Origin of the sequence: Falsiroseomonas frigidaquae (assembly GCF_012163145.1) — a bacterium.
Taxonomy (GTDB): Bacteria; Pseudomonadota; Alphaproteobacteria; order Acetobacterales; family Acetobacteraceae; genus Falsiroseomonas; species Falsiroseomonas frigidaquae.
Map to the genome: position 1 here is coordinate 256,050 of NZ_JAAVTX010000006.1, position 14,146 is coordinate 270,195.

Sequence of the window (14,146 nt, forward strand, 5' to 3'; positions counted from 1 at the left end):
CCAGACGCGCAAGCCGGATTTCTGGACAGATTGTCCAGTTTCCAACCGGGCGCTGCCCGCGCCCTGCCCAGACTGCCGCATGATGCGGCAGCCCTACAGCTTCACCTTCAGCAGGTTGCCAATCTCGCCGACCACGCCGCGACGGAAGGCCAGCACGCAGGCCACGAAGATCACGCCCTGGATCACCGTCACCCAGGCCCCGAATTCGGCCAGGTAGTTCTGCATGGTGACGATGACGGCGGCCCCCACCACCGGCCCGAACACGGTGCCGAGGCCGCCGACCAGCGTCATCAGCACCACCTCGCCTGACATGGTCCAGTTCACGTCGACCAGCGTGGCGATGCCGAAGACCAGCGCCTTGGTGCCGCCGGCCACGCCGGACAGGGCGGCGGACAGCACGAAGGCCATCAGCTTGTAGTCATCCGTGCGATAGCCGAGGGAGGTGGCGCGCGGCTCATTCTCCCGCACCGCCTTCATCACCTGGCCGAAGGGCGAATGCACCACGCGGTGCACCAGCAGGAAGCCGGCCAGGAAGACGAAGGCGACCACCCAGTACAGCGTGAAGTCCCGGTCGAGCGGCACCATGCCGAATAGGCTACCGCGCGGCACCTGCTGGATGCCGTCCTCGCCACCGGTGAACGGCGCCTGCAGGCAGAAGAAATAGACCATCTGCGCCATGGCCAGCGTGATCATGGCGAAATAGATGCCGGACCGCCGGATCGCCAGCCAGCCGATGCCCAGGCCCAGCACGCTACCCACCACGCCGCCGGCCAGGATCGCCAGTTCCGGCGTCAGCCCCCAGACCTTCGCGGTATGGGCGGTGATGTAGCCGCCCATGCCGAAGAACGCCGCATGGCCGAAGGACAGCAGCCCGACATAGCCGATCAGCAGGTTGAAGGCGCAGGCGAATAGCGCGAAGCACAGGATCTTCATCAGGAAGACCGGGTAGAGGAAGAACGGGCTGATGAAGACGAAGGCGACCAGCACGCCGAAGGCCAGGGCCTGGGCGCGGGTGAAGCCGAGGAAGCCCGCTTCCTCATGCTTGGCGGCGGTGGTGCCGAGATCGATGGTGGTGTCGGCCATGGCTCAGCCCCTTCCGAACAGGCCGGCGGGCCGCGTCAGCAGCACGATCGCCATGATGACGAAGACGACGGTGGCGGAGGCTTCCGGATAGACCACCCGGGCCAGCCCCTCGATCAGCCCAAGCCCGAAGCCGGTGACGACGGACCCCATGATGGACCCCATGCCGCCGATGACCACCACGGCGAAGACGGTGATGATGAAGTTGGCGCCCATCGCCGGGTTCACCGAATAGATCGGCGCCGCCAGCACGCCGGCGAAGGCGGCGAGTGCGACGCCCGCGCCATAGGTCAGCGTCATCATCCGCGGCACGTTCACGCCGAAGGCCTGCACCAGTTCCGGCCGTTCCGTCGCCGCGCGCAGATAGGCGCCGATCTTGGTCTTCTCGATCACCAGCCAGGTGGCCAGGCACACCAGGAAGGAGGCAATGACCACCCAGACCCGGTAGCCGGGCAGGAACATGATGGGGATGTCGATGTTCAGCGCGTTGAAGGCCGCCGGCGGCGCATAGGGCAGGCCGGAGGAGCCGAAGCCGTTGCGGAACACACCCTCGATGATCAGCGCCAGGCCGAAGGTCAGCAGCAGGCCGTAGAGGTGGTCCAGCTTGTACAATCGGGCGATCATGGTGCGTTCGATCACCACGCCGAAGGCGCCGACGATCAGCGGCGCCAGCACCAGCGCCCCCCAGTACGGGATGCCGGCCCAGGCCAGCAGCATCCAGGCGACGAAGGCGCCCATCATGAACTGCGCGCCGTGCGCGAAGTTGATGACGTTCAGCATGCCGAAGATGATGGCAAGACCAAGCGAGAGCAGCGCGTAGAAGGCGCCGTTGACCAGCCCGAGGATCACCTGGGGCGCGGCCATCTCGAGTTCGAACAGCAGGTTTTCGATCACCGGGCGCGGGCCTTCGTCGAGTTCAAGGCGGGGTCAGGCAGGATCGGGCGGCGCCTGCCCCCCTCACCCAACCCTCTCCCCCCAATTGGGGGGAGAGGGCTTTCCATCAGCTACGGACCAGCGCGCAGCCGCCATCCGCCACGGGGCGGAAGGCCTGGTCGCCGGCGGTGGTGCCGAGCAGCTTGTAGTAGTCCCAGGCGCCGCGGCTCTCGGACGGGGCCTTCACCTCGAACAGGTAGCAGGGGTGGATCTTGCGGCCATCGGCGCGGATCGTGCCGTCGCCGAAGGCATCGTCGCTGGTCGGCATCGCCTTCATGCGGTTCACCGCCTCGACGCCAGAGGCCTTGGCCGCGGCCACACCCATGTCGCCCGCCGCCTTCAGGTAGTGCAGGACCGAGCCGTAGCAGCCGGCCTGGACCATGGAGGGCTTGATATTGCCCGGCATGGCGCCGAGGCGCTGGGTGAAGGCGCGGGTCTTGTCGTTCAGGTCCCAGTAGAAGGTCTCGGACAGCACCAGGCCCTGCGCCACTTCCAGGCCGAGCGAGTTGACGTCCGTGATGAACACCAGCAGCCCCGCCAGCTTCACGCGGCCGCCGCGGGTGATGCGGAATTCCGCCGCCTGCTTGATGGAGTTGATGGTATCGCCGCCCGCATTGGCCAGGCCGATGACCTGGGCGCGGGACCGCTGCGCCTGCTGCAGGTAGGAGGAGAAGTCGGTGGTGCCCGGGAAGGGTGTGCGGACGGCGCCCAGCACCTCACCGCCCTGCGCCTTGACGAAATTGCCCGTGTCACGCTCCAGCGCATGGCCGAAGGCGTAGTCGGCGGTGATGAAGAACCAGGACTTGCCGCCGGCCCGCACCATGGCGCCGCCGGTGGAATTGGCCAGCATGTAGGTGTCGTAGGTCCAATGGACCGTGTTCGGCGAGCACTGCGCGCCGGTCAGGTCCGAGGTCGCGGCGCCGGAATTCAGGAAGACCTTGTTCTTCTCCCGCACCAGCGTGTTGACCGCGAGCGCGACGGAGGAGGTGGGCACATCCACCACCACGTCGATGCCGTCCCGGTCGATCCACTGGCGCACCACGGTGGAGCCGACATCCGGGCGGTTCTGGTGGTCCGCCTGCACCACTTCCACGGTGACGCCGCGCTGGGTGATGCCGGATTCCTTCACGGCCAGTTCCACCGCCTGGGTGGAGCCCGGGCCGGACAGGTCGCGATAGGTGCCGGACTGGTCGTTCAGCACGCCGATGCGGATGGTGTTGGCGGCCTGGGCGCGGGCGCTGCGGAAGGGCAGCCCACCAAGGGCCGGTAGGGCGGCGGCGGCGCCGAGCAGCGTGCGGCGATTCATGGTCATGTCTTGGATTCTCCCCAGAATGTTCAAGTCCGGCCCAGGCTGTCAGACGCCCAGGTATTCGTGCAGCCGGTCGAGGCTGGAGGCGAGTTGCCCGTTCTCCACCATGTCCACGACGCGGCCGTGTTCCATCACATAGTGCCGGTCCGCCACGGTCTGGGCGAAGCGGAAATTCTGCTCGACCAGCAGCACGGTGAAGCCGCGCTGCTTGATCTCCCGGATCATGGCGCCGATCTGCTGCACGATGACCGGGGCCAGGCCCTCGGAGGGTTCGTCCAGCAGCAGCAGGCGGGCGCCGGTGCGCAGGATGCGGGCAATGGCCAGCATCTGCTGCTCGCCGCCCGAAAGCTTCGTGCCCGGGCTGCGGGCGCGTTCCTTGAGGTTCGGGAACAGCGTGTAGATCTCGTCCAACCCGAGGCCGCCCGGCGCGATCACCGGCGGCAGCATAAGGTTTTCCGTCACGTCGAGGCTCGCGAAAATGCCGCGCTCCTCGGGGCAATAGGCGATGCCGGTGCGGGCGATGAGGTCGGAGCGCAGGCCGATCGTCTCCCGCCCCTCGAACTTGATGCTGCCCGAGCGCCGCCCCACCAGCCCCATCATGGATCGCAAGGTGGAGGTCTTGCCGGCGCCGTTGCGGCCGAGCAGCGTCACCACCTCCCCCGGATGGATATCCAGGGAGACGCCGTGCAGCACATGGCTTTCGCCGTACCAGGCCTCCAGGTCGCGAATCTCCAGCATGGCGGCATTAGACATGCTGGGTGCCTCCCGCGATCGAGGGATCGGTGCCGAGATAGGCGGCCTGGACTTCCGGGTTGCGGGACACGGTGGCGTAATCCCCCTGCGCCAGCACGCGGCCGCGCGTCAGCACCGTGATGGTGTCGCACAGTCCTTCCACCACCTTCAGGTTGTGCTCCACCAGCAGCACCGTGCGCCCGGCGGCGACGCGCTTCACCAGGGTGACGATGCGGTCCACATCCTCATGCGTCATGCCGGCGGTGGGCTCGTCCAGCAGCATCATCACGGGATCGAGCGCGAGTGTCGTCGCAATCTCCAGCGCCCGCTTGCGGCCATAGGGAAGCTGCCCGGCCGCGTGGCGGGCGTAGCCGGTAAGCCCGACATCCTCCAGCAGCTGCATCGCCCGGTCGTCATACTGGCGCAGCAGGCTCTCGCCACGCCAGAAGTCGAAGGACCCGCCGCGCTGGCGCTGTAGCGCCAGGCGCACATTCTCCAGCACCGTCAGGTTCGGGAACACCGCGGAGATCTGGAAGGACCGCACCAGGCCCAGCCGCGCCACCTCCGCCGGCTTCATGCCGGTGATGTCCCGCCCATCGTAGCGGATGCTGCCCCGCGTCGGCGGCAGGAACTTGGTCAGCAGGTTGAAGCAGGTGGTCTTGCCGGCCCCGTTGGGGCCGATCAGACCATGGATGCTGCCGCGCGCGACCTGCAGCCGCACATCGCTGACCGCGGCGAAGCCCCGGAACTCCTTCGTCAGCCCCTCGGTCTCGAGGATCGTATCGACCACTCGTGGACGCCCCCAATTGTCTTGTTATGGCACCGGCTGCATCGCGGCGGTGGTCCGCCGTCAACGCATGGCCGATGCGCTTCTGCGACATTTGTGCAGGCTGTCCGGGCAAGACGCAAGTGAAGGAAACGCATCACCTGATGGGAAGCCCAACCTTTCAGCGGCATGCCGCTGGCACGCCAGCCGGGACTAGTTGAACATGAGCGTAAGGCCGGGAACCGCCACGATCAGCGCCAGTACCGCCAGCATCACCGCGATGAAGGGAATGCAGCCGGCAAAGATCGTTTCCAGTCCGATGCGCCGGTCGTTCAACGTCGCCTTGACGGCGAAGGCGCCGATGCCAAAGGGCGGCGTCAGCAACCCCACCTCCACCGCGATCACGGTGATGATCCCGAAGTGGATCAGGTCCAGGTTGAAGGCCATGGCGATGGGGGCGGCGATCGGCGTGACGATCAGCAGGATGGAAGAACTGTCCACGATCATGCCGAGCAGCAGCACGAACAGGATGTAGACGAACAGGAACCCATAGACGCCGAGCCCCAGCGCCTGGATCAGGTCCGCGATGGAGGCCGGGATGCCGGCCATGGTCAGCATCCGCGAATACATGCTGGCGGCGATCAGCAGGAACAGGATGCCGACCGAGACGAAGCCGGTCTCCACCAGGATGCGCCAGAACTTTTGCAAATTCAGCCGCCGCCGCAGCAGGGCGATGACCAGCGCGCCGAAGGCGCCCACCGCGCCGGCCTCCGTCGGCGTGAAATAGCCGCTGTAGAGGCCGCCCAGCACCAGGGCGATCAGCGTCGTGATCGGCACCGACTTCATCAGCAGGCTGCCCGCGGTTTCCTCCGGCGGCGGGGCGACGGTGGCGGAGACGGGCTGCACCCAGTCCGGCCGGAAGGTCGCCATCAGCCAGATCATCAGCATGAAGCCCGCCGCCATCACCAGGCCGGGGATGATGCCCGCCAGGAACAGCCGCCCGATCGAGACCTCCGCCAGCACGCCATAGATGATCAGCAGCAGGGAGGGCGGGATCAGCATGCCGAGGATGGAACTGCCCGCGACGCAGCCCACGGCGAAGCGCGGCGTATAGCCGAATCGCATCATCTGCGGCACCGCCACCTTGGTGAAGACCGCCGCCGAGGCGATGGAGATCCCGGTGACGGCGCCGAACACCGCATTCGCCAGCACGGTCGCCATGCCCAGGCCGCCGCGCAACCGCCGCAGCAGGTGCTGCGCCACCTCGAAGGTGTCCTTGCCGACGTCGCTGACGGAGACCAGCAGTCCCATCAAGACGAAAAGCGGAATCGTGGCGAAGAGGTAGTCCGAGATGGCGGCATAGGAGGCCAGCGCCAGAAGCCGCCCGGCCAGGTCCCAATTCTCCCGGATCAGCCCGATGCCGATGTAGGAAAGAAAAACCAGGCCGATACCGATCGGCACGCCGGCCAGCACCAGCCCCGCCATGATGGCGATGAGCGCGAGGCCGATCTCGATCTCGATCATGCCGGCGTCCCTGCGAAGGCGCGCTTCAAACCCATCGCCACCTGCACCAGGCTGGCCAGCGCCGCGCCTGCGCAGCCGACCAGGATGGCGAGGCGGATCGGCCAGGTCGGCAGCGTCCAGACGCCCTGCACGCCGAAGAACTCGTTCTGCTCCCAGGCATCGGTGAATTGCGGCAGCGTGGCCCGGAAGATCACCAGGAAGACGAAGACGCCGATGCCGGCGAACACCGCCTCCAGCGCCTGCCCGGCGCGCGGGCTGCGCGCCGCGAGGCGATTGAGAAACATGTCCGCCCGCGTCATGCGCTGCCAATGGATCGCCGCCGGCAATTGCAGGAAGACGATGACGACGATGAGCATGGAGGAGATTTCCGCCACGCCATTCAGCGGCGCGTTGAAGAAGGACCGGCCGATCACGTCGCTGACGATCAGCACCATCATCGCCGCAATCATCAGCGTGCCGAGGCTGTTCAGCAGCCATAGCGCCAGGCCAAAGGCATCCTTCGGTGGCCGTGCCGCTTCCTCCTGCGCCGCATCGCTGATGCTATCCAACTCCGCCATACGGCATGTCCCGTAAAAAGCCCTCCCCCCTTCTCAGGGGGAGGGTTGGGTGGGGGGGTAGGATCAGGCCGTCCAGGCGCGCCCAGGCGTGGCGCCACCGGCGCGCAGCCCGTCCATATAGGCCGCCAGCACCTTCTTCGCCGGCTGGCCGCGGCCCTCATTGGTGCGCGCCCAGTCGCCAGCGATATCCGGCAGGCCATCGACCCAGCGCTGGCGTTCCGCGGCCGGCAGGGTGGAGAGCTCGGCGCCCTTCGCCACCATCTCCCGCATATTCGCCTCGCTGGTTTCCAGCACGCGATTGGTAAGCGCCGCGGTGTACGCCTTGCCGCCGGTACGGAAGGCGGCCTGCACCACCGGGTCCAGGCGGTTGAAGGTCTGCCTGTTCATGCCGATGCCGCCGACATACATGCAGCCGATATTCACCTTGGTGATGTACTTCGCCACCTCATGCACCCGCACCGGGAAGATGCCGGAGGGGAAGGACATGGTGCCCTCGCTCACGCCGGTCTGGATATCCGTGTAGTAGGTGGTCAGCGCGCCATTCACCGGCACCGCGCCGGTGCCGCCGAGCCAGGTGGCGGAGACGCCGGGCGCGCTGATCTTGCGGTTGCGCAGGTCCTCCACCGTGCGCACCGGGAAGGTGGTCCAGAGGTCATAGGTCTCGGTCCCGCAGGTGCCGAGATAGACCATGTTGTTGTCGGTCCAGGCCTTCTGCATCTCCGGCATCTCGGCCGTCATCTTCTCCATCACATCGACCTGCAGGCGCAGGTTGTCGGTGGCGAAGGGCGTGAAGTAGGTGACGTTCTGCAGCGGCATGGCGCTGCCTTCCCACAGGGTGCCGACGAAGCCGACATCGGTGATGCCGTCCTTCACCGCGTTGCGCGTCTCCGTGAAGCGGTACAGCGTGCCGCCGAAGGCCTCGCGCCAGCGGATGCGGAAGCGGGTGTTCTCCAGCGCCTGGTTCACCGCCGGCATCAGCGCCTGCTGCATCGCCCAGATCCAGGCGATGGTGGTGGGGTGGGAGGCGGCGATGGTGATGTTGATCTGCGTCTGCGCCGCCAGAACCGAAGGCGCGGCGAGCGGGGCGGCGGCGGCGGTGCCGAGCAGCGCCCGGCGGGTGATGCTGTGCATGTTCGTTCTCCCTGTTGTTCAGATCTTGCCGAGCGCCGGGAGGATGCGCGCGGGTGTGAAGGGTTGTGCGAAGACGCGCGCGCCGAAGGGCCGCAGCGCGTCGTTGATGGCGTTCTGCACGGCGGCCGGCGCGCCCGCCGTTCCCGCCTCCCCCGCGCCCTTGGCGCCCAGGGCCGATTCCTTCGTCGGTGTCTCGACATGCGCCACCGCGATATCCGGCATCTCGCCCGACATCGGCAGCAGGTAGTCGGCGAGGCTGCCGGTCAACAGTTGCCCCTCCGGCGAATAGACGCAGTGTTCCAGCAGCGCGCCGCCGAGGCCCTGCACCACGCCACCGCGGATCTGCTCGTCCACCAGCATCGGGTTGATGACGGTGCCACAATCCTCGACGCACCAATGCCTCAGCAGCTTCACGAAGCCGGTCTCGACATCGACTTCCAGGTAGCTGGCCTGCGCGCCGTTGGTGAAGGCGAAGGGATAATCCTTCGGCGTATAGTGCCGCGTCGCCACCAGCTCCCGCGGCAGATCCTTTGGCAGCGTATCGCCGCGGAAATAGACGATGCGGCCAAGCTCTTCCAAAGGCAGCCTTTCGGCGCCGGTGTCGCGATCCACCACGGCGTCGCCGCGCACATCCAGGCTTTCGGGCGCGGCCTGCAGCATGGCGCCGGCAATCACCAGGATCTGCTCGCGCAGCGCATTGCCTGCCTGCAGCGCCGCTTCTCCGCCGATGCCCGCGCCGCGGCTGGCCCAGGTGCCGCCGCCATAGGGCGTGGTCTCCGTATCGCCGGTGGTGACGCGCACACGCGAAAGATCGACGCCGACGGCGCCGGCGACGATCTGCGCCAGCATCGCCTCCGTCCCCTGCCCCTGCTCCGTGACGCCGGAGGCGATGGCGACGCTGCCATCGGGGTCGAGCCGCACCGTCGCGCCGTCCATCGCGGAAATCCGTGCGCCGCCGATGCCGTACATGAAGGGCGAGGGATTGGTCAGCTCGATGAAGCTGGCGATGCCGATGCCGCGATACACGCCCTTCGCGCGCAGCGCATCGCGTTCCGCCTTCAGCCCTTCGTAGTCCATCATCGCCAGCAGCTTGGTCAGGCAGGCGTGGTGCGACAGCCCCTCGAAGGCCAGGCCGGCGAGATTGCGGAAAGGATAGACGTCATCAGCCAGAAGATTGCGCCGGCGGATTTCGGCGGGGTCCATGCCGATCGCCTCGGCGGCGAGATCCACCAGCCCTTCCGTCACCGTGGTGGCGATCGGGTGGCCTACGGCGCGGTACTGGCAGGTGGGCGTCTTGTTCTGGAACACCACCGTTGTGCGCGCCTTGTAGCCGCGCAGCCCATAGGGCCCGCCACACAGGTTCACCACCTGGTTGCCCTCGACCGCGGAGGTGCGCGGATAGACGGAATAGGGGCCGATGCCGGTGAGGTCATCGATCTCCATCGCGGTGATCACGCCGTCCTTCGTCACCGCCGCACGCGCCGCGATGCGATGGTCGCGGGCGTGGATGTCGGAGACCATGCCCTCCATCCGGTCGGCGGCGAATTTCACCGGGCGGCCCAGCATCTTCGACAGCGCCGCCGTCGCCATCTCGTCGGGATAGACATGCACCTTGATGCCGTAGCTGCCGCCGACGTCGCGGCATACCACGCGCACATCACCCTCGCGCAGGCCCAGGTGTTTCGCGAAGACCGTCTGCATCATGTGCGGCGCCTGGTTCGAATGGTACGCCGTCAGGCGACCCTCCGCCGGGTTGTAGTCCGCCAGGATGGCGCGGCCCTCCAGGCAGACTCCGGTGTGCCGTCCGGTGTGGAACACCGCCTGCACCACCACGCTCTCCGCATCGGCGAAACACGCATCCGGCTCGCCGCCGACATGCTCGCGCGTGAAGGCCAGGTTGTCGCCCAGATCCGGGTGGATCACCGGCGTGCCGGTAGCGAGTGCCGCTTCCATATCCACCGCCGCCGGCAGTTCCTGCCACGCCACCTCGACCAGCCCGACCGCATCCTCCGCCTCCGCCCGCGTCCGCGCGACGACGGCGACAACCGGCTCCCCCTGCCAGCAGGCGCGATCCACGACAAGTGCGTGCTGCGGCGCGGATTTCAGGCCCTTCAGATGGTGCAGCACGCCGACCCAGGGCGTGCAGACCGCGGCCATCTCCGCCCCCGTCACCACCCGCACCACGCCGGGCGCGGCCTTTGCCGCCGTGCTGTCGATGGAAAGGATACGCGCATGGGCGTGCGGGCTGCGCAGGAAGGCGACATGGACCATGCGCGGCAGGCGCAGGTCGTCCACATACTGCCCGCGCCCCGCCACCAGCCGCTTCGCATTCGGCCGCGGCACGGAGCGCCCGATGTAGGAATTGGGCCGATCAACCGACGAAAGCTCGTTCATGCGCGCGCGGCCTGTTCGATGGCGTCGATGATGGCGTGGTAGCCGGTGCAGCGGCAGTAATTGCCGCTGATGCCCTCGCGGATCTCCTCCCGCGTCGGGGTCGGGTTAGCCTTCAGCAGCGTCGCTGCCGCCACCAGCATGCCCGGCGTGCAGAAGCCGCATTGCAGGGCGTTGCGCGCCACGAAGGCCTCCTGCAGCGCGGCGATGGCGCCGGTCTCGGTCAGGCCCTCCACGGTCCAGACCTCGGCGCCTTCCGCCTGCACGGCCAGCATCAGGCAGCCGCGCACCATCTGCCCGTTCACGAGGATCGAGCACGCGCCGCAGACGCCGTGCTCGCAGCCGGCATGGCTGCCCGTCAGGTCCAGCACCTCGCGGAGAAAATCCACCAGATGCATGCGCGGCTCGATGCGGGCGGAGACGGCCTCCCCATTCACCGTCAGGGACAGGTCCAGCTTCATCTCAATGCCCCTTCAGCGCGGCGGCGGCGCGGCCGAGCAGCACGCGCGCCAGATGCAGGCGCAAGGCGGGCGGGCCATGCAGATCCCCCGGCGGGTCCAGCTCCCCGGCCAGCGCCGCCTGCGCGCCCGCGATATCGCCGGCGGCCAGCGCGGCCTCCGCAAGTGGCGTGCGCAGCGGCACCGCGCCGACGCCGAACCAGGCCAGCTGCACCCCCTGCCCCAGGCTTTGCGCAGCCAGCCCGACGATGGCGTAGTCGCCATGCCGCCGCGCCAGTTCCTGAACCGTGCAGGACGCCCCGGCGCGGGGGGGAACTTCGACCGCCGCCAGCACCTCATCGCCGCGCAGCGCCGTCCGGTACAGGCCCTGGAAGAAATCGCCCGCCGCCACGCGCCGTTCGCCCGCGCGGCTTGCCAGCACCAGCACCGCCTCCAGCGCCAGCACGCAGGCCGGCAGTTCCGCCGCCGGGTCGGCCAGCGCCAGGGACCCGCCGATGGTCCCGCGGTTGCGGATGGCGGCATGGGCGATGTGCGGCACCGCCTGGGCCAGCAGCGGCGCGTGCAACGCCACCAGCGGGTCCGCCCCCAGCTCCGCATGCCGCGTCAGCGCGCCGATGCGCAGCAGGCCATCGGCGAAGGTCACCCCGCGCAGCGCGGCGACGCCATTGATGTCGAGCAGCAGCGACGGGCTGGCGAGCCGCAGGTTCAGCGCCGCCACCAGGCTCTGCCCGCCGGCCAGCAGCCGCGCCGCGTCGCCATGGGTCTCCAGCGCGTCGAACACCTCGGCCAGGGTGGAGGCGCGCGCATAGGCGAAGGGGGCTGGTTTCACCGCTCCGATACTCTCCCTGGACGTCCGCCGCGGTCCGTTACGGCCGCGGCTTTGTTATGCGGTAGAGTTGTCGGCCCGGCGGGGTTTGTCCAGCGCGGTTGCGTGACGCCTAATCCTCGAAGATCGCCACCGCCCGGCACCAGCCGCCGGAGGCACGGGTGATCTTCACCGGCAGGCAGCTCACGGTGAATCCCGTGGCTGGCAGCTTGTCGAGGTTGGTCAGCTTCTCGATCTGGCAGTAGCCAGCCTCCCGCCCCGCCTTGTGGCCTTCCCAGATCAGGCTGGCATCGCCGGTGGCGGCGACCTTGGCCTTGGTGTGGACGAAGGGCGCGTCCCAGGACCAGCCATCGGTGCCGACCACACGCACGCCGCGCGCCGTCAGCCACAGCGTCGCCTCCCGCCCGAAGCCGCAGCCGCGGGAGACATAGTCGGGCCGCCCATAGCAGGCCCCGGCCGAGGTATGCGCCAGCACGATATCGCCCGGCCGCAGCGTATGGCCGATGGCGGCCAGCGCCGCCTCCAGCTCCGCCGCCGTCACCACATGGCCGTCGGCGTAGTCGGAGAAATCCAGCCGCACGCCCGGACCGATGCACCAATCCAGCGGCACCTCGTCGATGGTCAGCGCCGGCGCGCCGCCATCCATGGTGCTGGCATAATGCCAGGGCGCGTCGAGATGCGTGCCGTTATGGGTGGAGAGCTTCACCCATTCCATCGCCCAGCCCTCCGCATCCGGCAGCTGGTCCGGCGTGATGCCGGGGAAGAAGGCGACCAGCTCCGCCGCCGAGTCCTTGTGGGTGCGGTATTCGATGGAGGGGCCGTAACCGGGCGGGTCCTGCACCACGTCATTATCGAGCGAAATCGACAGGTCGATGATCCGGCGCGGCATCGTTCGTTGTTCCCCCTGGCCTTGCGGCAGCCTAGCGCGCGCCGACGTAGCGGGGGAAACTCCTCATTTCGCCTGTTGCCCGGCCCGCAGCGTATACCCGGTTCCGCCAATCGGCGTTGGCAGGCGCCCCGACCCTCCTGCATGGTCACGTCCAATACTCCGCAGCGCAGACCCGGCGCACGCCATCCCACAAGGATTTCCATGCCTCGCTGGCTTCCGCTGCTGCTCGGCTTCCTGACCGCGGTCGGGCCGCTTTCCACCGACATGTACCTGCCCGCCTTTCCGGCCATCGAGGCCGAGCTCGGCTCCCGCTGGGGCGGCGTGGAGGCGACGCTCTCGGCCTGGTTCCTGGGCCTGGCGGTCGGGCAGCTGGTGCAGGGCACGCTGGCGGACCGGCTCGGCCGCCGCCGGCCGCTGATCATCGGCACCGCCATCTATACGGTCGCCTCCATCGGCTGCGCCCTGTCCACCGACATCGCCATGCTCTCCGCCTGGCGCTGCCTGGCGGCCTTCGGCGGCGCGGCCAGCGCGGTGATCCCGCGCGCCATGGTGCGGGACCTGGCGACCGGGCTGGATGCGGCGCGGCTGATGTCGCGGCTGATGCTGGTGATGGGCGCCGCGCCGATCCTGGCACCCACCATCGGCGGGCTGCTGCTGGAGGCCGCGGGCTGGCGCATCATCTTCTGGGTCTCGGCCGGCTATGGCCTGACCTCCTGCCTGCTGGCGGGCTTCCTGCTGCCGGAGACGCTGCCGGCGGAGCGCCGGGTGCGCCGCTCCCCCCTGGGACTCCTGGCCGATTTCGGGCGCATCAGTGTGGAGCGCGGCTTCATCACCCATGCGGTAATGGGCGGTGCCTCCATGTTCATGGTCTTCGCCTTCATCGGCGGCGCGCCGGAGGTCTATATCGCGCAATACGGCATCGCGCCGTCGCAATTCGGGCTGCTGTTCGCGGTCAGCGCCATCGGCTTCATCGGGCTGACGCAGTTCAACCCCTGGCTGCTCACCCGATTCGGCGGGCTGGTGCCGCGGGTCGCGTTGTATGCGGCGGCGCTTTCGGTGCTGCTGATGACGGCATCGGCGTTCACCGGCTGGGGCGGCTTCCTCGGCCTCTACCTGCCGGCCTGCCTCGCCTTGGCCTGCACCGGACTGGTGCTGCCCAATGCGGCGATCGGCGCGCTGGCGCGGCACGGCATGCGCGCGGGCAGCGCCTCCGCCCTGCTCGGGGTGCTGCAATTCGGCCTGGCGGCGCTGGGCGCCGGGCTGGTGGGCGCGCTGACGGGGGAGGATGCGGTGCCGATGGCGCTGCTGATGCTGGCCGGCGTCGGCACCGCGCTTCTGGCGGACCTGCTGCGACCTGGGCGGTAGCGGGGGCTCGATGGCCGGAGCGGCGGGATTCGAACCGACGCTGGCGCCCATCAGGCCTTCACATCAGCCTCCGTCAGTATCTGCAGCACCGCCTCGGCAACGCCACGAAGGAAGTCTCCGCCTCCGGCTTTCGCCAGCAGGTCCGCCAGTAGCCAATCCGTCGTCGGTCATCGGGTCCTCGGCCG

Annotated in this window: 13 protein-coding genes; 1 reads left to right on the forward strand and 12 read right to left on the reverse strand. The window is 68.5% G+C overall.

Features of this window, described 5'->3' with window-relative positions; translation table 11 throughout:
* Positions 1-93 precede the first annotated feature (93 nt).
* The 12 genes from HB662_RS20765 to HB662_RS20820 form a co-directional block, all read right to left on the reverse strand.
* The gene (locus HB662_RS20765; protein WP_168052337.1) at positions 94-1,083 is read right to left on the reverse strand and encodes a branched-chain amino acid ABC transporter permease; all 990 of its coding nucleotides are present in this window, start codon (positions 1,081-1,083) and stop codon (positions 94-96) included.
* A 3-nt stretch (positions 1,084-1,086) separates the two neighbouring features.
* Positions 1,087-1,974, reverse strand: coding sequence for a branched-chain amino acid ABC transporter permease (locus HB662_RS20770; protein WP_456305484.1), 888 nt, complete (start codon positions 1,972-1,974; stop codon positions 1,087-1,089).
* Positions 1,975-2,080: 106 nt separating this feature from the next.
* The gene (locus HB662_RS20775) at positions 2,081-3,325 is read right to left on the reverse strand and encodes an ABC transporter substrate-binding protein (protein WP_168052339.1); all 1,245 of its coding nucleotides are present in this window, start codon (positions 3,323-3,325) and stop codon (positions 2,081-2,083) included.
* Between the two features lie 42 nt (positions 3,326-3,367).
* A complete protein-coding gene (locus HB662_RS20780; protein ID WP_168052341.1) occupies positions 3,368-4,075 on the reverse strand; it encodes an ABC transporter ATP-binding protein in 708 nt (235 codons plus the stop codon).
* The gene (locus HB662_RS20785) at positions 4,068-4,844 is read right to left on the reverse strand and encodes an ATP-binding cassette domain-containing protein (protein WP_168052343.1); all 777 of its coding nucleotides are present in this window, start codon (positions 4,842-4,844) and stop codon (positions 4,068-4,070) included. Before HB662_RS20785 ends, HB662_RS20780 begins: the two co-directional genes overlap by 8 nt.
* A gap of 189 nt (positions 4,845-5,033) precedes the next feature.
* Entirely contained in the window at positions 5,034-6,344 is a 1,311-nt protein-coding gene (locus HB662_RS20790; RefSeq protein WP_168052345.1) for a TRAP transporter large permease, read from the reverse strand.
* Positions 6,341-6,901 carry a TRAP transporter small permease subunit gene (locus tag HB662_RS20795; protein WP_168052347.1) on the reverse strand — a complete coding sequence of 187 codons (561 nt, stop codon included), beginning with the start codon at positions 6,899-6,901 and terminating at the stop codon, positions 6,341-6,343. Before HB662_RS20795 ends, HB662_RS20790 begins: the two co-directional genes overlap by 4 nt.
* A gap of 63 nt (positions 6,902-6,964) precedes the next feature.
* The gene (locus HB662_RS20800) at positions 6,965-8,032 is read right to left on the reverse strand and encodes a C4-dicarboxylate TRAP transporter substrate-binding protein (RefSeq protein WP_168052349.1); all 1,068 of its coding nucleotides are present in this window, start codon (positions 8,030-8,032) and stop codon (positions 6,965-6,967) included.
* Between the two features lie 18 nt (positions 8,033-8,050).
* On the reverse strand, positions 8,051-10,426 hold the full coding sequence (locus HB662_RS20805) for a xanthine dehydrogenase family protein molybdopterin-binding subunit (protein WP_168052351.1): 2,376 nt from the start codon (positions 10,424-10,426) through the stop codon (positions 8,051-8,053).
* Positions 10,423-10,884, reverse strand: a complete 462-nt coding sequence (locus HB662_RS20810) for a (2Fe-2S)-binding protein (RefSeq protein ID WP_168052353.1) — start codon at positions 10,882-10,884, stop codon at positions 10,423-10,425. The genes HB662_RS20805 and HB662_RS20810 overlap by 4 nt, the downstream gene beginning before the upstream one ends.
* Position 10,885: 1 nt before the next feature.
* Positions 10,886-11,710: an FAD binding domain-containing protein gene (locus HB662_RS20815; RefSeq protein WP_168052355.1), complete on the reverse strand. Its 825-nt coding sequence runs from the start codon at positions 11,708-11,710 to the stop codon at positions 10,886-10,888.
* A 109-nt stretch (positions 11,711-11,819) separates the two neighbouring features.
* Entirely contained in the window at positions 11,820-12,596 is a 777-nt protein-coding gene (locus HB662_RS20820; protein WP_168052357.1) for a cyclase family protein, read from the reverse strand.
* A gap of 201 nt (positions 12,597-12,797) precedes the next feature.
* Between HB662_RS20820 and HB662_RS20825 the strand changes: the two genes are divergently transcribed.
* A complete protein-coding gene (locus tag HB662_RS20825; protein ID WP_168052359.1) occupies positions 12,798-13,961 on the forward strand; it encodes a multidrug effflux MFS transporter in 1,164 nt (387 codons plus the stop codon).
* Positions 13,962-14,146 lie beyond the last annotated feature (185 nt).